This window comes from Caulobacter sp. Root1472, assembly GCF_001426985.1.
GTDB lineage: Bacteria > Pseudomonadota > Alphaproteobacteria > Caulobacterales > Caulobacteraceae > Caulobacter > Caulobacter rhizosphaerae.
The window spans coordinates 314,388-336,406 of the sequence record NZ_LMFX01000023.1; the positions used below are offsets into that span (position 1 = coordinate 314,388).

The window sequence follows — 22,019 nt, forward strand, 5'->3', positions numbered from 1 at the left end:
GGCGCGGCCTAGCTGGCCGCCTGCCAGAATTCCAGCCCGCTGATCTGGCGCTCCAACACCGCGATGCGGGTGCGCAGGTCGCGGGTGGCGGCCAGGGTTCCAGCGGTGACCGCCTCTCGGCGCAGAGCCTCCAAGGCGCGCTCGCTGTCGGCGATCTCGATCAGCGCCTCGTAGCAAGCGGACCACAGGGCGCGGGCCTGGTGGACCTCCATCTTCGGATCCAGGAACGGCGCGCTGATCGCCGCGGCCACCCGCTCGGCCTCGGTCAGCTGCGGGCCCAAACCCTTGCGGTTGAGGATGTCGCGGAACGGCACGTCGTCGCTGATCTCGTCGGCCAGGGCCTCGAACAGCTCGATCGCCAGCGGGGCCAGGCGCGGGTCGCCGAAGCCGACGCGCTCGACAGCCTCGTCATAGGGACGGGCCCAGGCGGGATGGCGCAGGGCGGCCACGGCCACGGCGGCATGGAAGGGGTTCAGCCGCGTGGTGATCTGCGTCCGGGCCACGCCGCGGATGCCCGGATCGGGCGGACCGCGATCACGGCCGCCCTTCCATTGACCGCGCGGGACGAACGGACGACCGCCGCCGTCGCCGAAACCGCCGCCGAACGCCGGCTTGGGAAACAGAGCGTCCAGCTTGGCGTAGAGATCGTCGCGATAGGCGGCCGACAGGTCCTTGTCCGCGATCGTCCCGGCGGCGGCGCGCAGGCGCTGCTTGAAGCCGGCCTTGCGCTCGGGGGTGTCCAGCGGTTCCAGGTCGCGCTCGCGGGCGAACAGGGCGTCGACGAACGGCGTGGTCTGGGTCAGCTGGGCCTTGAGGGCCGTCGGGCCCTGCTCGCGCAGCACGTCGTCGGGATCCTTGCCGCCGACCACGATCGAGAACTTGAACGAGCGGCCGGGCTTGAGCAGCGGCAGGGCGCGGTCGATGGCCCGGCTGGCGGCCCGCTGGCCGGCCTTGTCGCCGTCGAAGCTGAGGGTGGGCTCGGGATGCAGGCGCCACAGCACCTCCATCTGCTCTTCGGTCATGGCCGTGCCCATCGGGGCCACGGCCGGCAGGCCGGCGCGCTGGCAGGCGACGACGTCCATGTAGCCCTCGACCACCAGCAGCGGGGTCTGTTCGGTTGGCGCGGCGGCCTGGGCGGCGTGCAGCAGCTTGCGGGCCTCGTACAGGCCGTACAGCAGCCGGCCCTTGTGGAAGAGCGTGGTCTCCGGCCCGTTCAGGTACTTGGCGCGGGCCTGGGGATCCATGGCCCGGCCGCCGAACGACACCACCCGGCCCCGGGTGTCGGTGATCGGGAAGATGATGCGGTCGCGGAACCGGTCATAGGGCTGGCCGCCGTCCTCCGGGGCGATCAGCAGGCCCGCTTCGACCAGCTCGGCCGGCTTGGCGCCCTTGGCGACCAAGTAGTCCTTCAGCGCCGTGCGGCCGTTCGGCGAGAAGCCGATGCGAAACCGGCTCCACTGGTCCTCGGGCAGGGCCCGGCGGGCCAGGTAGTCGCGGGCGGCCTGGCCGACCGGACGGCGCAGCTCGCTCTCGAACCAGGCGGCGGCCAGCTCCATCCAGTCGGTCAGGGTGGCGCGCTTCTTGTCGTCCTGGGCGGCGCGGGCGTCGGGCTCCGGCAGGGCCATGCCCGCCTCGGCCGCCAGCCGCTCGACCGCCTCGGTGAAGGTCAGCCGCTCGGTCTCCTGCAGATAGGAGATGATGTCGCCGTGCTTGCCGCTGGAGAAGCAGTGGTAGAAGCCCTTGTCGTCATTGACGAAGAACGACGGGCTCTTCTCCTTGGTGAACGGCGACAGCCCCGCATATTCGCGCCCCTGCCGCCGCAGCTTCACCGACTTCCCGATCACGTCGGAAGGGCGAAGACGTTGCTTCAGTTCGTCGAGGAAGTGGTCGTCGAAACGCATGGCGGCTGGCGCCAACATAGGCCCAGCCGGCGGATTCCGCACGCCGGATGATCAGTTCGTCCAGAGTTGGATGAGCTTTGTGGATAATCAGCGCGGGCCGGGGACAGGCCCTTGCGGCCTGTCCCCATGTTCAAAGCGCCGCCTCTGCTTTGGGGACACGCCGCAAGGGCATGTCCCCGGTCTCAAACCGGCGCCAGAAACCGCATCCGCAGCTTCGGCCAGAACATGTTCACCGCCAGCCCAGCCAGCACCAGCGCCGCGGCCAGCAGCTTCCAGCCGGGCAGGCTCTCGTGCAGCAGGATCGCCGAGGCGCCCATGCCGAACACCGGCACCAGCAGGGCCATGGGCGTGACGGTGGCGGCCGGGTGGCGGGCCAGGAGCCAGCCCCAGGCCGCATAGCCGAACATGGTGTTGCCCACCGCCTGCCAGGCCACCGCGCCCCAGGTCAGGGCGTCGGCGTTTCTCACGCCGGCCACCATGGCCGGCCAGCCCTCCAGCCACAGCGACATCAGGAACAGTGGCGGGATCGAGAACAGGCTGGCCCAGACCACATAGGCCAGCATGTTCACCGTGCCGGCCTGGCGGGCGACGATGTTGCCGCCGGCCCAGCTGGCGGCGGCCAGCAGGATCAGCAGCACCCCCAGCGGCGTGGCGGCCCCGCCGCCATGGGCGGCGATCAGCACGATGCCCGAGGCGGCCAGCAGCAGGGCCGCGACCTGGAATGGCTGCACCTTCTCGCCGCTGATCTTCATGGCCATGCCGATGGTGAAGAACACCTGGGTCTGCACCACCAGCGAGGCCAGGCCCGGCGAGATGTGGCCCTTCATGGCCACGAACAGCAGGCCGAACTGCCCCGCCCCGATCAGGACGCCATAGGCCGCCAGGTTCCTCCACGGGACCTGCGGCCGCTTGACGAAGAACACGACGGGCAGCAGCACCAGGGTGAAGCGCAGGGTGGCGAACAGCAGTGGCGGCAGATGGTCCAGCGCCACCCGGATGACCACGAAATTGGTCCCCCAGACCGCCACCACGGCCAGGGCGAGCAGGAAGTGGCGCAGCGGCAGCGACATCGGCGGTCTCCGGACGAACTGCGCCGTATCTAGGCTTTCCCGACGGGCGACGCCACGCCCCAGACCTAGTCGTTCAAGGTCTCGCCGGTCAGCACCTGCTCGTCGACCTCGATGCGGGCGATGGCGGCGTCCGGACCCCGACCGGCGAACACCCGCAGCTCGTAGGTCTTGTCGGCTGGCCAGACCTTCAGGGTCCAGCAGCGCAGGGTCTGCGCGCCGCGATGGTCGTCGGAACAGGGCCAGACTGAGCGCAGGTCCGCCAGGCTCAGGCGTCGCAGGATCGCCGGACAGGATTCGGGCGTCGCCGTCGCCACCCGGCAGTCGATGTCGTAGGCCGGATCCGGCCCGGCCGCGCCCTCGGCGGCCCGGGTCAGCCACCAGGCGCCGCTCAGGGCCGCCTCGGCCGTCGGGGCCGAGAAGAAGGTCACGTCCTGGTCGGCCAGCTGGCCGCACGCCGCCTGGGCGTCGGGCGGCGGCGGACCGTCGTAGTAATCGTCCTCGCGGGCCGGCGGCGCCTCCAGGTGATAGCGGGTCGAAGCCTTCAGGCTGGCGGCGCGCATGGGCGTGTCGGCGCCTTGGTCGGGTGCTTGCGCGCCGTCGGCGGGCTCGAACGTCACGACGACGCCGTCGCGGGCGCAGACCCCCGGCGCCCAGGTGGCGCGGGGCGTGCTCTGGAAGGCCAGGTCGCGCAGCGGCCTGGTCGGGGTGCGGCCGGGCGTGGGGCGGGGGTCGGATGGAACCAGCAGGTCGGCGACCAGATCCATGACCCGGTGGGTCAGTTCGACGGGCGGCAAAGAGCGCGCCTGCGTCTTGCTCAGGGTCCCGCTCGATGTCTCGGCCTGCGCCGCCGCGACGACCGGCGCAGCCAACGCCGACAACGCCGCGAGCGCCATAGGGGCCGCCGATCCTCGCCTTGCCATAGCCTGTCCTCCAAGGGCTGCTCCTAAGGTGATCTCACCAATGTGACCGTCAAGCGGCGGCGCTCGACGATGGAGTTCAAACAATCGTTTGACGTTTGGTGGCTGGCCGGCTTTAGCTTCCCGCCGAACCAACGGAGCCGCGACGATGTCCAGCTGGGATTTCCTGGTCGCCAAGACCGATCTTCGCCAGGCCAGGATCGCGCCCGTCGATGCGTCGCCCCTGGCCGACGGCGAGGCGCGGCTGGCGATCGAGCGCTTCGCCCTGACGGCCAACAACGTCACCTATGCGGTGTTCGGCGAGCAGATGCGCTACTGGGACTTCTTTCCTGGACCGGAGGGCTGGGGGCGGATCCCGGTGTGGGGCCATGCGCGGGTCGAGGCCTCGACCCATCCGGACCTGACCGTCGGCCAACGGTTCTACGGCTACTATCCGATGTCGACGCATCTGACGGTGACGCCGCGCAAGACCCGCACCGGTTTCGCCGATGTCGCGCCGCACCGGGCCAACCTGCCGCCGGTCTACAACCAGTACCAGGCGGTGGGCGCGGCCAGCCCGGCCGAGGACTACCAGGCCCTGCTGCGGCCGCTGTTCATCACCGGTTTCCTGATCGAGGATTTCCTGGACGAGAACGCCCTGTTCGGGGCGCGGTCGGTGCTGCTGACCAGCGCGTCCAGCAAGACGGCGATCAGCCTGGCCTTTCAGCTCAAACAACGCGGCAAGGCGCGGGTGGTCGGCCTGACCTCAGCCCGGAACGCGGCTTTCGTCGAGGGGCTGGGTTGCTACGACCAGGTCGTGACCTACGACGCGGTCGTCGACGCGCCGATCGAAGAACCAGCGGTTCTCGTCGACTTCGCAGGAGACGCGCCGTTGCGGCGGGCCGTGCACGAGCGGTTCGGCGACGCCCTGGCCTATTCCTGCGTGGTCGGCGGCACCCATTGGGAAGCCGGACCCAGCGACGGCCGGCTGCCTGGGCCCAGGCCGATCTTCTTCTTCGCCCCCGACCGCATCCGCAAGCGCGCCGGCGACTGGGGTCCGGGCGGGCTGGACCAGCGCCACGACGCCGCCTGGGCTCCCTTCGCCGCCGACGCGCCGCGCTGGCTGCGGGTGATCGAGGGCGTCGGCCCTGACGCGATGGCGCAGGCCTATGCGGCCGTGGTCGCCGGCGAGGCCGGGCCGGACGAGGGGCATGTGCTGGCGCCCCAGGGCTAGCTGGCCTACTTCGCCAGGTCGGCCGGCGTGGTCGGTTGCGAGATCACCGCCTTCATCCGCTTCCAGCGCGCGTCCTGCGACGGGCCGGCCCGCTCGACGTGGGCCCGGACCATCTCCTGGCCGAGATTGTAGTTGATCACATAGCTCCGGTACGCCTCGATGAAGCTCAGCGACTTCTCGGCCTTGGCGCGCGAGGTCAGGGCGTACTTGGCCAGGGCGGCGACGGCGGCGTCCTTGTCCATCTTTCCCGACAGGTAGAGGTCGGCGATGGTGTTCTGGACGCTGGCCAGGTCGGCGGTGGCGGTGGTCAGGGCGTCGTAGGTCGCGGCCGTGGCCGGATCCAGCCCCGCCAGCGGGTAGAGCGTGCTGCGCTCGAAGGCCAGCTTTTCGGTCCCGGGGAAGGCCAGGCGGATGCCGTAGTTGGCCGAGCCTTCGGCGATCAGCGACTGCGGCGAGAACAGCGGATAGACGCTGAACTCGACCCAGCCCTTGGCCTTGGTCAACTTCTCTTCCAGCAGGGCGTTCAGCACATGGTGGCCCGGATAGCCCTCGTGGCAGCCCAGGTCGACGGCGCGGCTGATCGGGGTGGGCAGGTCGGTATTGACCTCGATCAGGCTGTGGGCGCCGCCCTTGTACCAGTTGTAGCCGCTCCAGGGCTTCTTGGTGACGAAGGCGAGATCGAAGCGCTCGCCCTTGGGCAGGGCGATGTGGGCTTGCGTCCGCGCCTTGCATTCGGCGATCGCCGCCTTCATCACCGGCTCCAGGCGGTCGGTCGGGATGGTGTAGCGCGCCTGGAAGGCGGAGACGCGGGTCGCCAGGTCGCCCTCGCCGGGGACCAGCTTGTCGATCCTGGCCAGGATCGGGTCGTAGGCGGTCAGCGGCTTGATCGGCGGGCGCACCCCGAACAGGCCCTCGGCCTCGTCCTGGAAGCTGAACTTGACGCCCGCCAGCATGGCCAGACGGGTCTGGGCGGCCTTGACCTGGCCGGCCAGGAAGGCCTTGCGACGCACTTCGTCGGGGCTCAGGGCCTTGCCGTCGACGGCCTTCAGGGCGGCGGCCAGGCGGTCGGCCTCGGCGCGCAGGGCGGGGACCTCGCGCGGCTTGGCCTTGGCCGCGGTCGCCCACTCGGCGGGGCCGTAATAGGCGTCGACATAGCCGGGCTCGCGTTCGCCGGCCTCCAGCGTCAGCCGCACGAAGTCCTTGGCGATGACGTCCAGCTTGGCGCCTTCAGGCGGAGCGGCCAGGGCGGGCGAAGCCAGCAGGGCCAGGGCGGCGGTCGCGGCGGCGAGGCGGAGGATCATGGAAGGCGCGTCCAGGTCGAAACGGGCGTGCACGCTGCCCTGCGCCGCTGATCGCCGCAAGGGCGCGGCTAGCCCCGCGCCGCGACCGCCAGGCCCGGGAAGTCGCTGAACAGGCCGTCGACGCCGGCCGCGTACAGCGCCTTGAACACCGCGGCGACCTCGCCCGGCTGGGCCAGGTAGTCGGCCGCCGCCGCGTCGCCCCGGCGCAGGGACGCCGGCAGGAAATAGTTCTCGGCCCGCACGGTCCAGGGGTGGACGACCAGGCCGGCGGCGTGGGCGTCCTTCACCAGCGTGGTGGCCGACAGTAGGCTGGCCGCGTCCTGCGGCACGACCTGGGTTTTCTCCGGCCCCAGGCCGTCGGCGTAGAGCGCCACGTCCTTCAGGCCGGACGGGCCGCACAGCTGGGCGTAGGTCACGTTCGGCAGGTCGGCCGGGCCGCCCTCCGAGGCGGTCAGCTGCACCAGCCGCGCCCGGGTCTTGCCGCGGATCCTCTTCAGCGGCGTGACCTCGAAGCACTGGACGAAGACCGGGGCGGTGGCGGAGTCCAGGTCGTTCTTCTTCAGCAGGGCGACCAGGCGGTCCTCGAGCGGCAGGCCGATCCCGGCGAAGTAGCTGGGGTGCTTCATCTCCGGATAGACGCCGATCGTCCGGCCGGTGCGCCGGCTGCCGGCCTTGGCGATCGCCACCACCTCGTCGAAGGTCAGCAGCGGGGCCTGGCCGTCGTATGTCGTGTTGCCGGGACGCAGCTTGGGCAGCCGTTCGCGGGCCCGCAGGGTCTTGATCTCGGCCAGGGTGAAGTCCTCGGTGAACCAGCCGGTCACCGGCTGGCCGTCGATGGTCTTGGTCGCCTTGCGGTCGGCGAATTCGGGCCGCGAGGCGACGTCGGTGGTGCCGCCGATCTCGTTCTCGTGCCGGGCGACCAGGTGGCCGTCCTTGGTCGGCACCAGGTCGGGCTCGATGAAGTCGCAGCCCTGGTCGATGGCCAGGTCGTAGGCCAGCCCCGTGTGCTCGGGCCGCAGGCCCGAGGCGCCGCGGTGGGCGATGACGATCGGCCGCTTCGGGGCGGCGGCGAAGCTCAGGCCGGAGCTCAGGGTTCCCGCCAGGGCGGCGGTGGCCATGGTGTGAGTGGCGAGGGCGCGTCGGGTCAGCAGGGTCATGGCGGCCATCTAGCGCGCCGATGTGACGGTTTGACCAGCCTCGGCGCCCCCCCGTCCCGCGCTTTCCTAGTCCTTGCCGGACCGGCTGAGGATGGCCAGCAGGCCCTGCGATTTCTGGGGCAGCTCGGTGGCCAGGCGCGAGGCCATTTCGCGCACGCCGACCGCATAGGCCTCGCCGCCCTCGGCGATCTCGCCCGCCCGCCGCGCCAGGTCCTCGAGATCGCGAGCCAGAGCCTCGATCTGCTCGCGGGCCAGCAGCCGCGCCTCGCGTTGCAGGCGCCGGATGCGCTGGGTGGTGGTCTCGGGCCCGCGGCCGAGATCATAGACCTCGACGGGGCCGGTCTGTTCGGGGACCAGGGTCAAAAGCGGACCGTTCATGGCGTCGTCGCCTCCTCGGGCGGCGTCCGGACGCGGCGCCGGCCCTCGCCAATAGAAGGCTGGCGCGTCGCCGACCGTTCCCCCGCGGCGCGCCGTTTGGCGCGATCGTCGGCCGCCGTGGCCGCCATGCCACAGCTTCGCGCGGAGGTGGTTGCCGGCGCCTAGGAAGCGGGCGCCTTGCCGGTCTTTGGGCCGGCCTTTTGGGCGGCCTTTTCGCCGCCCTCCCGACCGCCCTGTCCCGCGATCGGGGCGCCCGGCTCGCAGGGGCCCTGATAGGTGCTGACCGCCTTCATGCGCAGGGTCTGCTTGCGCCCGAAGGCCGAGACCACCAGCTCCAGGTCGGTGGTGGCGGTGGTGACGAAGTCGCCGCTGACCCGGCCGGTCAGGGCGTAGTCGATGTGGTCCTTCTGGCAGGCGTGGTCCAGGCGGAAGCCGTCGGCCGTGCGCGTCACCGTGGGACTGCCGCAGGGCGAGACCTTGCGGGCCGCCTCGGCCCCCGGGTCGAAGCCCTGGCCCACGCACTGGGTGGAGTCCTCGGGACCGGCCGGGGTCTGGGTGACCGTCTTCCACAGGCCCGGCTTGAGGGTGGTGGGGCCGCCGGCCGCCGGGGCGGCGTCCTGCTGGGCGATCGGCGTCTGGCTGTCGCCGGCCGCCGGGTCGTGGGCCCGGTCGTCGGTGCGGGAGCAGGCGGCCAGACCCAAGGGGGCGATCAGCAGGGGGGCGACCAGCAGGATCGGAACCAGGCGGCGGGAGCTCGGGACCAGGTGACGCATCCGGCGACCCTAGCGCGTTCCGCGGCCGCCCGAAAAGGCCCCACCCTTCTGGCGCGTCCCCATGGACCCCGACTCGCGCCATGCTCGCGCCCAAGCGGAGTTGCCCATGGCCGAAACCCTCGAACAGCTGATCGATCGCCTGCGCGCCGTGGAGGCGCAGATCGAGGCCGCCTTCGCCGCGCGCGACGCCGAGCGGGCCGCCGCCGCCGGCCTGGTGATCGAGGCCGGCAAGCCCTGTTTCAAGGCCGACGCCCTGCGCCGCCAGAAGGCCCACCGCAAGGGCCTGCACCTGGCCCGCACCCCGTGGCCCACCCTGCTGACCATGCCGCTGATCTACGGCATGGCCCTGCCGTTGATGATGCTGGACCTCAGCGTCAGCCTCTACCAGCTGGGCTGCTTCACCGCCTGGCGCATCCAGCGGGTGCGCAGGCGAGACTATGTGGTCATCGACCGCCACCGGCTGGGCTATCTGAACCTGGTGCAGAAGCTGAACTGCGTGTTCTGCGGCTACGGCAACGGCGTCATCGCCTACGCCCGCGAGATCACCGCCCGCACCGAGCAGTACTGGTGCCCGATCAAGCACGCCCTGAAGGTCAAGGGCAGCCACGACCGCTACCGCGACTTCCAGGCCTATGGCGACGCCGAGGGCTACGTGGCGAGCTCGGGGTCGTATCGCGAGCGGCTGAAGCGAGGCGCTTAGGGTCGCCCCGGTTCTTCTGGCCCCGGCCCCGCCAGTAGAAGGCCCAGATGTCCGGCTCGGGCGGCTCGACGCCGTCCAGCGCCATCTGGCGCACCCAGCTGGGCAGCCAGAGAGCCGCCAGATGGGCGTCACGGGGATGGTCGCGGTGGACCTGGGCCATCTTGGCGATCGCCGCCCGGATGAAGCCGACCTTGAACCGCGCGCGGATATAGGCGCGCCTCGCGCGCTGGAGCCGGGCCGGGCGGGTGCGTTTGGAGCGGGGCTGGACCATGGGGTTTCCTTTCGACAGGCGGCGAGCCCCCTCCGGCCCTCCGGGCCACCTCCCCCAGAGGGGGAGGATCTGATCGGCCGCCGCATCGCGTAGCTGCTCCCCCTCTGGGGGAGCTGTCGCGAAGCGACTGAGGGGGTCTTCGCCGGCACGATCTCTCATCCTCACGCGATCTCTCGCTGAGCTATCGGAAAGGGACGCGGAGCGCCGGACATCGTCCGGAGTTCTTTGATAAATACCGTTTCGACGAAGCCACCGCTCCGCGCGGTCGTTATCCGCCAGCGTCCGGTGGGCAGCCCTGTTGAGGCTTAGCCGGACCCGGTCTCGATCCCTTTCGGGAGAAACCGGACGCCGGGGGCGCGGGCCAAGGCCCCGGACACGCTGAAGTAACCCCCTCCAGCCCAGTCCCGCTCGATCGCCCCCCGCCGCCGCATCGGTCGCTGGCCATGCGCCCTTTCCCCGCGACGAGGTGAGAGCAGGATACGGGCGGTTTGGAGGGGTGGGGATCAAATCGGGTCGAGAAAGTTCAGGGCGTTGATTTGTCTGCGGTTCGTCTCCTATCCGCCGCGGATAAGCGCACGACTGGGGACGCGCCCTTGCGGCGTGTCCCCAACCGCCTGACTCCGTGCGAAAGGTGGGGACACGCCGCAAGGGCGTGTCCCCGGCCGCCCCCCTAAATCTTCACCCGGAAATGGAACGCGTCCACGGCCAGGCCCTCGCGGAAATAGAACCGGTGGGCGGCCTCGCGGACCACGTTGGAGATCAGCTCCAGGTGGCCGCAGCCCTCGCGCCGGGCCTCGGCCTTCAGCCAGTCCAGCAGCGCCTTGCCGTGGCCCTGCGAGCGGACCCGTTCGTCGGCCACCAGGTCGTCGACGCTGAGGAACCGGCCGCAATACAGCATGTCCAGCACCCGATACCCCGCCACGGCCCGCGCCACGCCGTCCTGCGCCACATAGGCCAGCCGGAACCCGTCGCTGGCCATCAGCTGGCGGATGCGGGCGACATAGGTCTCGCGGACGAGCTGGGGGCGGAGCTGGGCCATCACCTCGAAGGTGGCCAGGATCTCGGCGTCGGTCTGGGCGGGGATGATCATGGGGGTGATCTAAGCCCATTCCATCGCCCCCTCTCAACCGTCATCCCGGGCCTTGTGCCCCGGACCCCTCGTTCAGCCGACGGTGCATCGCCTTGGCGCGCCGGCGCGCCACCCCTCGGCGCCTGCGGCGGACAAAGGGGTCCCGGGCACAAGGCCCGGGATGACGGGATTGGGGGGAGTGGGCGCTCCGCCTTCCTCGCGAAGGGGAGCCAGCCTTTCATCTCACGGCGAGACGGTCGCCGGTCTGGACAGGTCACTCAAGGACGGCGCTCCGCGCCGCCGCGTCGCGGCTGGCCGCAGGCCAGTCCTTGACTGACCTGTCCAGACCGGCACGCTGCAGCCTACGAGAGATGTAAGGCGGGGCAGGGCGCGAGACGCCAGCCCTTCGAGGGGGCTGGATGGTTCGGATCGGAAGCGGGGCGCTGCTGGCCCTGGCGTTGGCGGGCTGCGCGCCGAGGCCGGAGTCCACGCCGATGGTCAATGACCCGGTCCCGGTGGTGTGGACCGCCCTGCGCCAGGCCGACGCCAGGAAACTGCTGGTCGAGGCCGGCGCACGGATCAAGGCCGAGGAGCAGACCCCCGAGCACGGCTGGCTGATCACCGCCGAGGTCCCCGACAGCCTGCCTGTCACCTGGAAGGGCATGCAGTGCAAGGGCGACGGACCCGACCGCGCCTGCACCGAGTACGAAATCGACGTCGCGTTGAAGACCGCCAGCCCGCAGGCCGCCCAGGCCCTCGCCGCCTCGCGCGATGTCCTGTTCCCGGCCGACGCCGCCGTCGGCGACGAGTACGTCGTCTGGCGCATGGGCTTCACCTATGGCGGCGTCACGCGGGCCTATCTGAAGAACACCCTGGCGGTGACGATCGACATGGGGTTTGCGGCGGCGAAGGAGATCGCGGCGGGGAAGGCGTAACGCGTAGCTCGTCGGGGGGCGAGTTCGTCAAGGAAAACCGAGCGGCATTTCTCGGCGGTCACCAAGCGGTTGACAGCACCTGGAAGTGTGAACATATAGGGAACAATTGCCTTCGCTTGCTCTGGTAGAGCGCCGTCGGTACTTTCCCTCTGGGCGTGCTTCGGGGGGTACATGACGGCTTCAATTGGAATAAGAGCCTATCAAGTCACCATAAATAAAAAAGGTGACCGAGCGCTCACGAGGTTCGATTCCTCTGAGTTGCGGGTGCGTGTTCCTGAGTTCGTATCCGGCTTTGTGGCGAAAAATGCCGCCGTTGTGCAAAATACCGAACTTGAGCGTAGCTGGTTCTTTGAGCCAAAAGATGATGATGGTCAGGGAAACACGAAGGGTTATGTCCAGTATGGGACGTATGGCTTCGAAAGCAATTTAGTAAATAACAAGACTAAAGAAAAGAATTATCGACGTAAAATAGATGACGTGGAAGAAATCCCGTTGTTCTACGAGTTTTGGTTCCCCGGGGTTGCGAACTTTGGGTTGATTGCATTTCAGTCTTTTCAGGGCCGTTCTTGCATTTCAATCGTAATGGCTAAGATGCGAGAAGCTTTTGAGGCGGTGAACCCGGGTTATCGACTTCAGTATAAAAAGCTTCTTCCTAATGATGTTCGTGGTAGTCTTTACTATGGAGCTCCCGTGAAAAGGCTTCGATTCATTAAGAGGAGTGCTCCTAGTGATATAACGGATCGCTATCTCCCTAATAACTCCGGAGGAGCGGATTTCGAGGTTTCTCTAACTGCGCGGCGCAGGAGAAGCCTTGGAGATCTTGCATCTATATTTGAAACTCTTAATAGCAGTGACGGTGGATTGGTTGTCCATGACGGAATTGGCTTCAATGAAGCTGTTGCGGAAATTAAAATTGGAAATGCCATCAGGCGGGTTGGAGTGTTTGGTTCAAATAGTGATGCCGGAGTTATAGATCTTACGGACGTAATTGTTAAAGGGCCTGACGGTCATCCGACATTTGTTTCTATGGCGGAGCAATCCGACGCAATATTGAAAGATTTCCATGATATATTGCTGGGAAGATCAGTGTGAAAGTAGATGTCACGTCCATAATTAGGGATCACCTGCGAACGCTATATAACGCGAGAACGGGAAAATCTTCTTTGGGCGATGCTGTGATATTTTTTCTTCTGCCAGCATTAGCGGGAGGATTTTCGTTCCTCTTGAAATTTAGCGTGGCGCAAGAATTTTATAATGTTTCTATAACTTTCTTCGGCATATTTATAGCCCTACTTTTGAATATTCAGGTCGCTATATTCGCCATCTTTCAAAGAAAGTGGGACCTGCCAAAAGATAAAAAACTTGCGGAAATTGCTTTTGAAAAAATGACGTCCAGAAACTTGCTCCTCAAGGAGCTAAACGCGAATATATCTTATCTCGTTTTGTTTTGTTGCGCCGCTCTTCTTGTTGCGGTTGTATTTTATGTTTTAAAGTGGAGCGCGTGGGTCGCGCCATCTTTTGTCGTTATAATGTATTCGCACTTCTTCTTTACTCTAATTATGATCGTAAAGCGTTCACACGCATTATTTCAAATGGAATATAGTGCCTAGGTACTGGCAAGACGTAAGCGGTGGCTTGGCACGTGCTCGGTGCGCGCCAGAAGTGTGAGGCTACAACCGCCCCTTCCGAAACGCCTCCGCCTGCTCCGCCCTTAGCTCCGCCCGCACCCGCTTGGGCATCGCCTTGTCCACCGCCTCGCCCGGGGCGGTCAGGGCTTCGTTGGCGAATTCCAGGTCCATCAGCTTCATGCGCTTGATCTCGTCGCGCAGTCTGGCGGCGGTCTCGAACTCCAGGTTGGCGGCGGCCTCGCGCATGCGGGCCTCCAGGTCCTTGAGGGCGGCCTTGAAGTTGTCGCCGCTGAACGGCTTGGCGTCCTTGCCCTCGCCGATGCCGCCGATCGGCACCAGCACGCGGTCGCCGCGCTCGTAGGGGCTGTTGAGGATGTCCTTGATGTCGCGCTTGACGCTCTCGGGCGTGATGCCGTGCTCGAGGTTGTAGGCGTGCTGCTTCTCGCGGCGGCGGGCGGTCTCCTCCATGGCCCGCTCCATGCTGCCGGTCACCCGGTCGGCGTAGAGGATGACCTTGCCGTCGACGTTGCGGGCGGCGCGGCCGATGGTCTGGATCAGGCTGGTCTCCGAGCGCAGGAAGCCTTCCTTGTCGGCGTCGAGGATGGCGACCAGGCCGCATTCGGGGATGTCCAGGCCCTCGCGCAGCAGGTTGATGCCGACCAGCACGTCGAACTGGCCCAGGCGCAGGTCGCGGATGATCTCGATCCGCTCCATGGTGTCGACGTCGCTGTGCATGTAGCGCACGGCGATGCCCTGCTCGTTCAGGTATTCGGTCAGGTCCTCGGCCATCTTCTTGGTCAGGACGGTGACCAGGGTGCGGTAGCCCTTGGCCTTGGTCTGGCGGATCTCGTCGACTACGTCGTCGACCTGGCTGGCCCCGTCCTTGGAGACCGGGCGGACCTCGACCGGCGGGTCGATCAGGCCGGTGGGGCGGATCACCTGCTCGGCGAACACCCCGCCGGCCCGCTCCAGCTCCCACTTGGCCGGGGTGGCGCTGACATGCACCGACTGCGGCCGCATGGCGTCCCACTCCTCGAACTTGAGCGGGCGGTTGTCCAGGGCGCTGGGCAGGCGGAAGCCGTACTCGGCCAGGGTCCATTTGCGGTTGCGGTCGCCCTTGTACATGGCGCCGATCTGCGGGACCGTCTGGTGGCTCTCGTCGGTGAACAGCAGGGCGTTGTCGGGGATGTATTCGAAGAAGGTCGGCGGCGGTTCGCCCGGGCGGCGGCCCGACAGGTAGCGGCTGTAGTTCTCGATGCCGGCGCACGAGCCGGTGGTCTCGATCATCTCCAGGTCGAAGGTGGTGCGCTGCTCCAGGCGCTGGGCCTCCAGCAGCTTTCCGTTGGCGACCAGCCATTCGAGGCGCTCCTTCAGCTCCTGGCGGATGCTGACGATGGCCTGGCGCAGGGTGGGGCGCGGGGTGACGTGGTGGCTGTTGGCGTAGACCTTGATCATCTCCAGCTCGCCGGTCTTCTTGCCGGTCAGCGGGTCGAACTCGCTGATCGCCTCGACCTCGTCGCCGAACAGGCTGACGCGCCAGGCGCGGTCCTCGTAGTGGGCGGGGAAGATCTCGATGGTGTCGCCGCGGCGGCGGAACGTGCCGCGCTCGAAGGCGGCGTCGTTCCGCTTGTACTGCTGGGCGACCAGGTCGGCCATCATCTGCTTTTCGTTGATGGTCTGGCCCACCTCCAGGGTGAAGGTCATGGCCGTGTAGGTCTCGACCGAGCCGATGCCGTAGATGCAGCTGACCGAGGCCACCACGATGACGTCGTCGCGCTCCAGGATCGCCCGCGTCGCCGAGTGGCGCATGCGGTCGATCTGCTCGTTGATCGAGCTGTCCTTCTCGATATAGGTGTCGGTGCGCGGGACGTAGGCTTCCGGCTGGTAGTAGTCGTAGTAGCTGACGAAGTACTCGACCGCGTTGTCGGGGAAGAAGCTCTTCATCTCGCTGTAGAGCTGGGCGGCCAGGGTCTTGTTGGGGGCCAGGATAAGGGCCGGGCGCTGGGTGGCCTCGATGACCTTGGCCATGGTGAAGGTCTTGCCCGAGCCGGTGACGCCCAGCAGCACCTGGTCGTTTTCGCGGCCTTCCAGGCCCGCGACGAGCTCGGCGATGGCGGTCGGCTGGTCGCCGGCCGGCTCGTAATCGCTGACCAGCTTGAACCGCTTGCCGCCCTCGGACTTCGCCGGCCGCGCGGGGCGGTGCGGGGTCCACAGCATGGGCATCGAGGCGGCGTCGACCTCGGCGTCCAGGGCGACGTCATGGATGAACTTGGCGGAGACGTCGGAAACGCCGCCGGCAGGGGTCTCGGAGGATCGGGCCATGCAGGGAAGGTAGGTCCGCGCGGGCGGGAAGGCTAGGGGGCCTGCTGACAGCGGATGTCAGCAGAATGGCGGCAGGTGGCGGCATTGCCTTTCACGCTCAAGGTTGCGATCCTGGCCGGGACAACCACGGGGGTGGCCATGGCGGACATCAAGCGCGGAGGCCTGGGCCTCCTCCTGGCGATCGGCCTGATCGGAGCGGGCGCGGGCGCGGGCGGGGGCGCGGCCTCGGCCCAGAGCTCGGACATGCGGCTGATCCGCGAGCCTGTTTATGGCGAGCTGCGCGACGTGCTGGGCGCGGTCCTGCCGGTCGCGACGCCCAGCGCACGCTGCGCCCGGCCCGCCCAGCTGCCCGACGGCGCCTGCCTGGAGGCGGTGCTGGCCGGGATGAAGGCCCGGGGCGCGACCACCGGCCGGGTGCTGACCGCGCCGGGCGCCGGCGGCGGGGCGGGAACGGTGATCTCCGGCCCGATCGGCCAGGCCTACCGCCTGTACGACGTGACCCTGGCCGGCGGCGCGCCGCGGGGCGCGCCGGTGACCCTGCCCAGCTCGTCGGTGCGGGTCCCGCGCGACTGCTACGCGACCGGCCGCGGCGTCGACTACCGGCTCGACCTGCGCGACGGCCAGCTGATCGCCCGCGAGGTCCAGGCCGTCAGCTGCGGCGGGCCGGTCCCGCCGATCGGCTATGGCGGCCCGCGCCGGCCGCCGATCGGGCAGAACGAGCCCGGCGAGCGCTGGCCGGCCACCGCCACGGTCGAGGTGCTGGGCGCGCCCCGGCAGCTGGCCGCGCCGCGTCCGGACTGCCCGCCGGACGCGGCTCTGCGCGACGGCGTCTGCTTCGCGGCCGGCATCGCCGAACTGGCGTTCCGGCCCGAGCTGAAGGAACTGGACGTGATCGGCGCCAAGCGGCCGGTGGTCCCCGGCGTGGTGCTGACGGCCAAGGAGACCGAGCAATATGTGCTCAAGCGCGGCCGCAAGGGCTTCAAGGCCGACAAGCGCTGGTTCGACAAGTCCAGCCTCGCCGCCCCGGCCGGCTGCGGCCTGACGAGCCCGGTCGACTTCGAGGTCGAGGCCGGCGACCGGGTGCACGAGCGGGCCCTGGCCGGCTGCGGCGCGCCGCCCGCCCCGCCGCCCGTGGCCACCTACGAGGCCTATGGCGCGGTGATGCCGGTGGTCATGGGCAACCGCCCCGGCTGCGCCGAACGCGGCGAGCAGCTGCTGGGCGACGCCTGCTTCAGCGACGTGATCGGCTGGATGCGGGCCCGCAAGATCCCCAAGGCCGAGGCCCTGGTGCTGGACGGCTTCTATCGTCCCGGCGAGCGGGTTTATGGCGGCGGCCCGATCCGGTTCTCTTACGCCTCGGTCTGGGTCAATCCGGACGGGACCTACAAGGCCGACCGCAAGCACAGCTATTCGGCTCAGATCCGCTCCAGCGGCTGCTCGACGCTCACCGACGCGGGCGGCGAGGCCAGCGGCATGACGCTGATCCGCGCCGACGGCGGCGTGATGGCCCGCGCCTACCAGTGGGTGGCTTGCCCGGTGCGGTAGGGCGTGCGGGATGCTTGCAGGTTTGCAATCTTGAGGTGAACCTGTCGCTCCGAGTTCAGGAAGGGCGGTGCGATGGACATGACGCGCAGGGGCGTGGCGACGGGTCTGGCGGCGGCGAGCGCGTTTCTCGGCCTAGCCGCGGCGCAGGCGTCGCCGGCGCCGGCGGAGGCCAGCCCCCAGACCCGCCTCTTCCTGGAGCGCCGCTACCTGCCCGTCTGGCGAGCCATCCAGGCCGCGCCCCAGGATCCGGGCCTGCAGCAGATGGCCTCCTTCCTCGGCGACGAGGCCACGGCCCTGGCCTCGGCCGGCCTGGGACCGGCGGGCGATCCGCCCCTGCCGGCCGACGCGACCGCCCAGGACGCCCTGGCCGCCATCGTCGAGGCCGCCCGCGACCGCCGCGTCGTCGTGCTCAACGAAGCCCACGTCGCCTCGCGCCACCGCGGATTCCTGGCGCGGGTGCTCCGCGCCCTGCGGCCGCTGGGCTTCGACGTCCTGGCCGCCGAGGACTTCCTCAATAGCCGGGAGCCCGGCGCGCCGACCGTGCGGAGCTACAGGGCGGGCGCGGCCCTGGATCCCAGCCTGGGCTTCTACCTGCACGACCCGGTCTATGCCGAGGCGGTCCGCGAGGCGGCCGGCCTGGGCTACCGGCTGGCGTCCTACGAGCAGCGGGAGGACCAGCGCGTGAGCGGCGAGGACAAGCTGGCCGCCATGGCGCGTCGCGAGACGGCCGAGGCAGACAACTTCATCGCCGACGTGCTGGCGCCGAATCCCGGGTCGCGGGTCCTGGTCCATTGCGGCTATTCCCACCTGCGCAAGACGCCCGACCATCGAGGAACGACGTGGTTCGCCGCCCGGCTGGAGGAAAAGTCGGGGATCGACCCCCTCTGCGTCTCCCAGGCCTACACCGGTTCATTCGGACCCCACGGCGCCGATCCGCCGATGACGACCGCGGTGCTGGAGCGTTTCAGGCCCACCGATTCGATCGTGGTGCGAGGGGCGAACGGGTGGCTCGGGGCGGAGCCGGCCGGGGCCGACCTGGCCGTGTTCCATCCGCCTCTGGCCGACGTCGCCGGTCGCCCGGGCTGGCTGGCGGCCGACCATGAGCGCCGCCGGGTGGAGGTCGCCGCGCCCCGCCCGCGAACGGCGACGGTCCTCCTTCAGGCGGTCCACGCCGTCGACTCCGACCAGGCCATCCCGGCCGACCAGCTGGTGCTGGCGCCGGAGGCCGCTTCGGCCGTGCTGTTCCTGCGGCCCGGCGCCTATCGCCTGCGGCTGGAAACCGAGACCGGCCTTGTCCCGCTCAGGACGCTGACGGTCTGACCGCGCCAGAGGTCTGACCTATTCAGGCCGCGTGTAAGATGTGTTAGCGCTATCACCGGTCACGGCGCGACAGGACGCCGAGCCGCGACGGGAAGCGTATGGACCAGGGACCTCTCCAGAACCGAGCTGGCTGGCCGCGGCCGAGGCGCGTCGCGGCCGCGGCCCTGGCGGCTTCGCTGCTGCTGGTCCAGGGCGCGGTCGCCGGCACGCCCCGGCTGGAGGCCCAGGGCTCGGCCCGGCGGCTGGTGGTCGACGGCAAGCCCCTGTTGGTGCTGGGCGGCGAGCTGGGCAATTCCAGCGCCTCCAGCCAGGCCTACATGGCCCGCTACTGGCCCAAGCTGAAGGCCATGAACCTCAACACCGTGCTGGCGCCGGTCTCGTGGGAGCTGGTCGAGCCGAAGGAAGGGGCCTACGACTTCTCCAGCGTCGACGGCCTGCTGAAGGACGCCCGGGCCCAGGACATGCACCTGATGATCCTGTGGTTCGGGGCCTGGAAGAACAGCATGTCGACCTATGTCCCCGCGTGGGTGAAGCGCGACGACGCCCGCTTCCCCCGGGCCAAGGCGGCTAGTGGCGTCAGCCAGGAGATCCTGTCGGCCTTCTCGGCCGAGACCCGCGACGCCGACGCGCGGGCCTACGCCGCCCTGCTGGCCCACCTGAAGGCGGTCGACGCCCAGGGCACGGTGCTGATGGTCCAGGTCGAGAACGAGATCGGCATGTTGCCGGTGGCCCGCGAGTGGGGCCCGGACGCCAACGCCGCCTGGGCCGCGCCCGTCCCGCCTGAGCTGCTCAAGCGCCTGGCGGCCGGCGGCGAGGCGATCGAGCCTGAGCTGCGCGCCCTGTGGCGGGCCCATGGGGCGAAGACCGCCGGGAGCTGGGCGCAGGTGTTCGGCGACGGCGACGCCGGCCAGGAGGTGTTCACCGCCTGGTTCTACGCCCGCTACGCCGACGCCGTGACCCGGGCCGGCAAGGCCGCTTATCCGCTGCCGATGTACGTCAATGTCGCCCTGAACCGCACGGGCAAGGCGCCGGGCGACTATCCCAGCGGCGGGCCGCTGCCGCACCTGATCGACGTCTGGAAGACCGGCGCGCCCAGCGTCGACCTGATCTCGCCCGACATCTATTTCCCCAACTTCAACGACCTGGCCGGCCGCTACAAGCGTCCGGACAACGCGCTGTTCATCCCCGAGGCCAACAATGTCGGCGCGCCCGAGACGCCGGCCAACGCCTTCTACGCGATCGGCAAGCTGGACGCGTTGGGCTTCTCGCCGTTCCAGGTCGAGAACGCCGACGACACGGCCCAGGCGGCGGTCACCCAGGCCTATGGCGTGCTCAAGCAGTTGACCCCTGCGATCCTGGCGGCCCAGGGCCTAGGCAAGATGTCGGGCTTCAAGCCGCGCGTGCTGGAGGACGGCACGGTGCTGGACCAGCCGGTCAGCCAGGTGATCGGCGACTACAGGTTCACCGTCGGCTTCCTCGACCCCTGGACGCCCAAGGCCGACCAGAAGACCGCCGCCCACGGCGGGCTGATCATCCAGATTGGTCCGGAAGAGTACCTGATCGCCGGCCGGGGCCTGGTCGTCACCTTCGCCGGCGCTGGGAACGGCCCCGCCCTGGCCGGCATCGACAGCGCGGTCGAGGGCGTGTTCGACGCCCAGGGCCGCTGGGTCCCCGGCCGGACCCTGAACGGCGACCAGACCCACCAGGGCCGCCACATCCGCCTCGCCCCCGGCCAGTTCCAGATCCAGCGGGTGAAGTTCTACCGCTACCGGTGAGCCGGCGGCCGCCTCTGAACCCTTGGCGGACCAAGCCTATTGGCGCCGCGCCGTCGCCCGCCAAACCGCAAGATCGGTCGAGCGCGCGACGGCCGCGCGCGGCAAGCTAGGATCGTCACAGCGGATGAGAATGATGACGACGGCGCTCGACCACTACCATGCCCGGATGCAGAGGGTGCTGGACCATATCGACCGGCATCTGGACGGCGACCTGGATCTGGAGGCGGTGAGCGGCGTCGCGGCGTTCTCGAAATTCCATTTCCATCGGCAGTTCAAGGCGACGTTCGGAATCTCGCTGCACCATTACGTCCAGCTGGCCCGCATGAAGCGGGCCTCGAAACAGCTGGCCGACGGGCAGGGGGTGAGCGTCACCGAGATCGCCATGGACGCGGGCTTTGAGTCGCCCGACGCCTTCGCCCGCGCCTTTCGGCAGCGGTTCGCGCAGTCGCCGTCGCGTTTCCGGAAATCTCCCGAATGGGAGCCGTGGCTTGCGGCCATCTCGCCGCTCAACGCAGCCAGGAGCAAGATCATGCAAGAGACCTTCACCCCCGACCAGGTCACGATCCGCGAGGTGGGGCCGACCCGCGTGGCGATGTTCGAGCACCGGGGCGACCCGCAGACCTTCGACGTCACCCGCGAGCGGTTCATCGCCTGGCGCAAGGCGGCCGGACTGACGCCCAAGACAAGTTCGACCTTCAACATCTGGTACACCGAGCGGCGGCCCGCCAACCCGGCCGACTATCGGATGGACCTGTGCGTCGGCGTCTCCGCCGACCAGAAAATCGAGGGCGAGGGGGTCCGGGAAGGCGAAATCCCCGGCGGGCGCTGCGCGGTGCTGCGGGTGACGGGTGACACCCACAATCTGGAGCCCGCCGCCCTTTATCTCTACCGCGACTGGCTGCCGGCCAGCGGCGAGGAAATGCGCGATTTCCCGATCTACTGCCAACGCTTCTTCCTGGACACGCCGGAACACGGCACGGCGGCGGAGCTGCATCTGCCGTTGAGGTGAGACGCCTCGCTCACGTACCCAGACCTTCGGACCCGGGTTCGGCGTGTGGGCTCGCTTCAGAGCTTCGGCGGCGCCGTCACGTCCGGTCCCGTCGGGACCGGGACGCGGCGGGCCGAGGTGATCGGCACGGGCGGGTCGAGGATCTGGCCCTTCATCACCGGATTGATCGCCTTGCCGGGCGTGGGTAGGGCCAGGATCTTCTTGGCCACGTCCATGCCCTGGACCACGCGGCCGAAGGCGGCGAAGCCGAGGTTGTCGCCGGTTCCGGCCGGATTGGCGTCCAGATACGGCGCGTCACCGATGCAGATGAAGAAGTCCGAGGTGGCGGTGCCCGGCGCGGTGCGGGCGATCGACACCGCACCGTCCACATGCTTGAGCCCCGTCTGGCTGGTCGGTTCGTGGGCGATGGGCGGCAGGGCGCCGACGTTCTGCAGCCCGCCCTGGATCAGGCCGTAGTCGACGGCGCCGGGCGCCCGCGAGGCCCGGAAGAAGGTCGCCTTGTCATAGAGCTTCCTGTCGACATAGCGCAGGAAGTTGGCCGTGGTGATCGGGGCCTGCTCGACGGCCAGCTCGATGACGATCCGGCCTTGAGGCGTGTCGAGGGCGACGTAGGCGTTGGGCAGGGGCGGCCGCGTCAGGGGCGAAGGAGCAAGAACCTGGGCGGCGGCCGGAAAGGCGGCCAGCAGGCCGGCGCCGACCAGGATCTCGCGGCGGACGAAGGGGCGTTGGGTCATG

19 protein-coding genes and 1 pseudogene are annotated in these 22,019 nt (G+C 68.9%); 10 read left to right on the forward strand and 10 right to left on the reverse strand.

What is annotated here, in order from left to right:
- Window positions 1-8 precede the first annotated feature (8 nt).
- From dnaG to ASD47_RS16540, 3 genes are all read right to left on the reverse strand, one after another.
- The gene (gene dnaG / locus ASD47_RS16530; RefSeq protein ID WP_056759079.1) at window positions 9-1,901 is read right to left on the reverse strand and encodes a DNA primase; all 1,893 of its coding nucleotides are present in this window, start codon (window positions 1,899-1,901) and stop codon (window positions 9-11) included.
- Window positions 1,902-2,083: 182 nt separating this feature from the next.
- Entirely contained in the window at window positions 2,084-2,971 is an 888-nt protein-coding gene (locus ASD47_RS16535; protein WP_056758921.1) for an EamA family transporter, read from the reverse strand.
- 65 nt (window positions 2,972-3,036) lie between these two features.
- Window positions 3,037-3,864, reverse strand: coding sequence for a hypothetical protein (locus tag ASD47_RS16540; protein WP_056758923.1), 828 nt, complete (start codon window positions 3,862-3,864; stop codon window positions 3,037-3,039).
- Window positions 3,865-4,036: 172 nt separating this feature from the next.
- Here ASD47_RS16540 and ASD47_RS16545 point away from each other — a divergent pair, with 172 nt between their 5' ends.
- Entirely contained in the window at window positions 4,037-5,101 is a 1,065-nt protein-coding gene (locus ASD47_RS16545; protein ID WP_056758925.1) for a DUF2855 family protein, read from the forward strand.
- A gap of 5 nt (window positions 5,102-5,106) precedes the next feature.
- On the opposite strand, the gene ASD47_RS16550 is transcribed toward ASD47_RS16545, so the two are convergent.
- The 4 genes from ASD47_RS16550 to ASD47_RS16565 all read right to left on the reverse strand — a co-directional run bounded on the left by ASD47_RS16550 (window position 5,107) and on the right by ASD47_RS16565 (window position 8,710).
- Window positions 5,107-6,402 carry a hypothetical protein gene (locus ASD47_RS16550; RefSeq protein WP_156402275.1) on the reverse strand — a complete coding sequence of 432 codons (1,296 nt, stop codon included), beginning with the start codon at window positions 6,400-6,402 and terminating at the stop codon, window positions 5,107-5,109.
- Between the two features lie 68 nt (window positions 6,403-6,470).
- Complete coding sequence (locus tag ASD47_RS16555) at window positions 6,471-7,568, reverse strand: glycerophosphodiester phosphodiesterase (protein ID WP_082564650.1); 1,098 nt, start codon at window positions 7,566-7,568, stop codon at window positions 6,471-6,473.
- Window positions 7,569-7,625: 57 nt separating this feature from the next.
- A complete protein-coding gene (locus ASD47_RS16560; RefSeq protein WP_056758929.1) occupies window positions 7,626-7,937 on the reverse strand; it encodes a hypothetical protein in 312 nt (103 codons plus the stop codon).
- Window positions 7,938-8,098: 161 nt separating this feature from the next.
- Window positions 8,099-8,710, reverse strand: coding sequence for a hypothetical protein (locus ASD47_RS16565; RefSeq protein ID WP_235525919.1), 612 nt, complete (start codon window positions 8,708-8,710; stop codon window positions 8,099-8,101).
- Window positions 8,711-8,816: 106 nt separating this feature from the next.
- Here ASD47_RS16565 and ASD47_RS16570 point away from each other — a divergent pair, with 106 nt between their 5' ends.
- Both ASD47_RS16570 and ASD47_RS28275 read left to right on the forward strand, forming a co-directional pair.
- Window positions 8,817-9,410, forward strand: a complete 594-nt coding sequence (locus ASD47_RS16570; protein ID WP_056758931.1) for a hypothetical protein — start codon at window positions 8,817-8,819, stop codon at window positions 9,408-9,410.
- A 634-nt stretch (window positions 9,411-10,044) separates the two neighbouring features.
- Window positions 10,045-10,149: pseudogene (locus ASD47_RS28275) on the forward strand (hypothetical protein); the annotation flags it as partial.
- Between the two features lie 202 nt (window positions 10,150-10,351).
- Here ASD47_RS28275 and ASD47_RS16575 read toward each other — a convergent pair.
- Window positions 10,352-10,771 carry a GNAT family N-acetyltransferase gene (locus ASD47_RS16575; RefSeq protein ID WP_056758934.1) on the reverse strand — a complete coding sequence of 140 codons (420 nt, stop codon included), beginning with the start codon at window positions 10,769-10,771 and terminating at the stop codon, window positions 10,352-10,354.
- A gap of 398 nt (window positions 10,772-11,169) precedes the next feature.
- On the opposite strand from ASD47_RS16575, the gene ASD47_RS16580 reads away from it, so the two are divergent.
- From ASD47_RS16580 to ASD47_RS26190, 3 genes are all read left to right on the forward strand, one after another.
- The gene (locus ASD47_RS16580) at window positions 11,170-11,685 is read left to right on the forward strand and encodes a hypothetical protein (protein WP_056758936.1); all 516 of its coding nucleotides are present in this window, start codon (window positions 11,170-11,172) and stop codon (window positions 11,683-11,685) included.
- Between the two features lie 171 nt (window positions 11,686-11,856).
- The gene (locus ASD47_RS26700) at window positions 11,857-12,777 is read left to right on the forward strand and encodes a hypothetical protein (RefSeq protein WP_156402278.1); all 921 of its coding nucleotides are present in this window, start codon (window positions 11,857-11,859) and stop codon (window positions 12,775-12,777) included.
- A complete protein-coding gene (locus ASD47_RS26190) occupies window positions 12,774-13,295 on the forward strand; it encodes a hypothetical protein (RefSeq protein ID WP_082564651.1) in 522 nt (173 codons plus the stop codon). Before ASD47_RS26700 ends, ASD47_RS26190 begins: the two co-directional genes overlap by 4 nt.
- Before the next feature lie 60 nt (window positions 13,296-13,355).
- On the opposite strand, the gene uvrB is transcribed toward ASD47_RS26190, so the two are convergent.
- Window positions 13,356-15,635 carry an excinuclease ABC subunit UvrB gene (gene uvrB, locus ASD47_RS16585; RefSeq protein WP_056758938.1) on the reverse strand — a complete coding sequence of 760 codons (2,280 nt, stop codon included), beginning with the start codon at window positions 15,633-15,635 and terminating at the stop codon, window positions 13,356-13,358.
- A gap of 75 nt (window positions 15,636-15,710) precedes the next feature.
- On the opposite strand from uvrB, the gene ASD47_RS16590 reads away from it, so the two are divergent.
- From ASD47_RS16590 to ASD47_RS16605, 4 genes are all read left to right on the forward strand, one after another.
- Window positions 15,711-17,180 (forward strand): hypothetical protein, encoded by a 1,470-nt coding sequence (locus tag ASD47_RS16590; RefSeq protein WP_235525920.1) that lies wholly within the window; start codon window positions 15,711-15,713, stop codon window positions 17,178-17,180.
- Window positions 17,181-17,252: 72 nt separating this feature from the next.
- On the forward strand, window positions 17,253-18,500 hold the full coding sequence (locus tag ASD47_RS16595) for a hypothetical protein (RefSeq protein WP_056758940.1): 1,248 nt from the start codon (window positions 17,253-17,255) through the stop codon (window positions 18,498-18,500).
- Between the two features lie 98 nt (window positions 18,501-18,598).
- Window positions 18,599-20,275, forward strand: a complete 1,677-nt coding sequence (locus ASD47_RS16600; RefSeq protein ID WP_056758942.1) for a DUF5597 domain-containing protein — start codon at window positions 18,599-18,601, stop codon at window positions 20,273-20,275.
- 133 nt (window positions 20,276-20,408) lie between these two features.
- Window positions 20,409-21,284 carry a GyrI-like domain-containing protein gene (locus tag ASD47_RS16605; protein WP_056759082.1) on the forward strand — a complete coding sequence of 292 codons (876 nt, stop codon included), beginning with the start codon at window positions 20,409-20,411 and terminating at the stop codon, window positions 21,282-21,284.
- Window positions 21,285-21,340: 56 nt separating this feature from the next.
- Here the strand turns inward: ASD47_RS16605 and ASD47_RS16610 are convergent, their stop codons facing one another.
- On the reverse strand, window positions 21,341-22,018 hold the full coding sequence (locus tag ASD47_RS16610; RefSeq protein WP_056758944.1) for a peptidylprolyl isomerase: 678 nt from the start codon (window positions 22,016-22,018) through the stop codon (window positions 21,341-21,343).
- Window position 22,019 lies beyond the last annotated feature (1 nt).

What these genes read in the sequence shown, in the direction of transcription:
- ASD47_RS16555 (WP_082564650.1), bottom strand. Translation starts at nt 7,568, where the DNA reads ATGGCCGCCATGACCCTGCTGACCCGACGCGCCCTCGCCACTCACACC.
- ASD47_RS16545 (WP_056758925.1), top strand. Translation starts at nt 4,037, where the DNA reads ATGTCCAGCTGGGATTTCCTGGTCGCCAAGACCGATCTTCGCCAGGCC.
- ASD47_RS16535 (WP_056758921.1), bottom strand. Translation starts at nt 2,971, where the DNA reads ATGTCGCTGCCGCTGCGCCACTTCCTGCTCGCCCTGGCCGTGGTGGCG.
- ASD47_RS16580 (WP_056758936.1), top strand. Translation starts at nt 11,170, where the DNA reads ATGGTTCGGATCGGAAGCGGGGCGCTGCTGGCCCTGGCGTTGGCGGGC.
- ASD47_RS16540 (WP_056758923.1), bottom strand. Translation starts at nt 3,864, where the DNA reads ATGGCGCTCGCGGCGTTGTCGGCGTTGGCTGCGCCGGTCGTCGCGGCG.
- ASD47_RS26700 (WP_156402278.1), top strand. Translation starts at nt 11,857, where the DNA reads ATGACGGCTTCAATTGGAATAAGAGCCTATCAAGTCACCATAAATAAA.
- ASD47_RS16570 (WP_056758931.1), top strand. Translation starts at nt 8,817, where the DNA reads ATGGCCGAAACCCTCGAACAGCTGATCGATCGCCTGCGCGCCGTGGAG.
- dnaG (WP_056759079.1), bottom strand. Translation starts at nt 1,901, where the DNA reads ATGCGTTTCGACGACCACTTCCTCGACGAACTGAAGCAACGTCTTCGC.
- ASD47_RS16610 (WP_056758944.1), bottom strand. Translation starts at nt 22,018, where the DNA reads ATGACCCAACGCCCCTTCGTCCGCCGCGAGATCCTGGTCGGCGCCGGC.
- ASD47_RS16605 (WP_056759082.1), top strand. Translation starts at nt 20,409, where the DNA reads ATGACGACGGCGCTCGACCACTACCATGCCCGGATGCAGAGGGTGCTG.
- ASD47_RS16550 (WP_156402275.1), bottom strand. Translation starts at nt 6,402, where the DNA reads ATGATCCTCCGCCTCGCCGCCGCGACCGCCGCCCTGGCCCTGCTGGCT.
- ASD47_RS16600 (WP_056758942.1), top strand. Translation starts at nt 18,599, where the DNA reads ATGGACCAGGGACCTCTCCAGAACCGAGCTGGCTGGCCGCGGCCGAGG.
- ASD47_RS16595 (WP_056758940.1), top strand. Translation starts at nt 17,253, where the DNA reads ATGGACATGACGCGCAGGGGCGTGGCGACGGGTCTGGCGGCGGCGAGC.
- ASD47_RS16575 (WP_056758934.1), bottom strand. Translation starts at nt 10,771, where the DNA reads ATGATCATCCCCGCCCAGACCGACGCCGAGATCCTGGCCACCTTCGAG.
- ASD47_RS16560 (WP_056758929.1), bottom strand. Translation starts at nt 7,937, where the DNA reads ATGAACGGTCCGCTTTTGACCCTGGTCCCCGAACAGACCGGCCCCGTC.
- uvrB (WP_056758938.1), bottom strand. Translation starts at nt 15,635, where the DNA reads ATGGCCCGATCCTCCGAGACCCCTGCCGGCGGCGTTTCCGACGTCTCC.
- ASD47_RS16565 (WP_235525919.1), bottom strand. Translation starts at nt 8,710, where the DNA reads ATGCGTCACCTGGTCCCGAGCTCCCGCCGCCTGGTTCCGATCCTGCTG.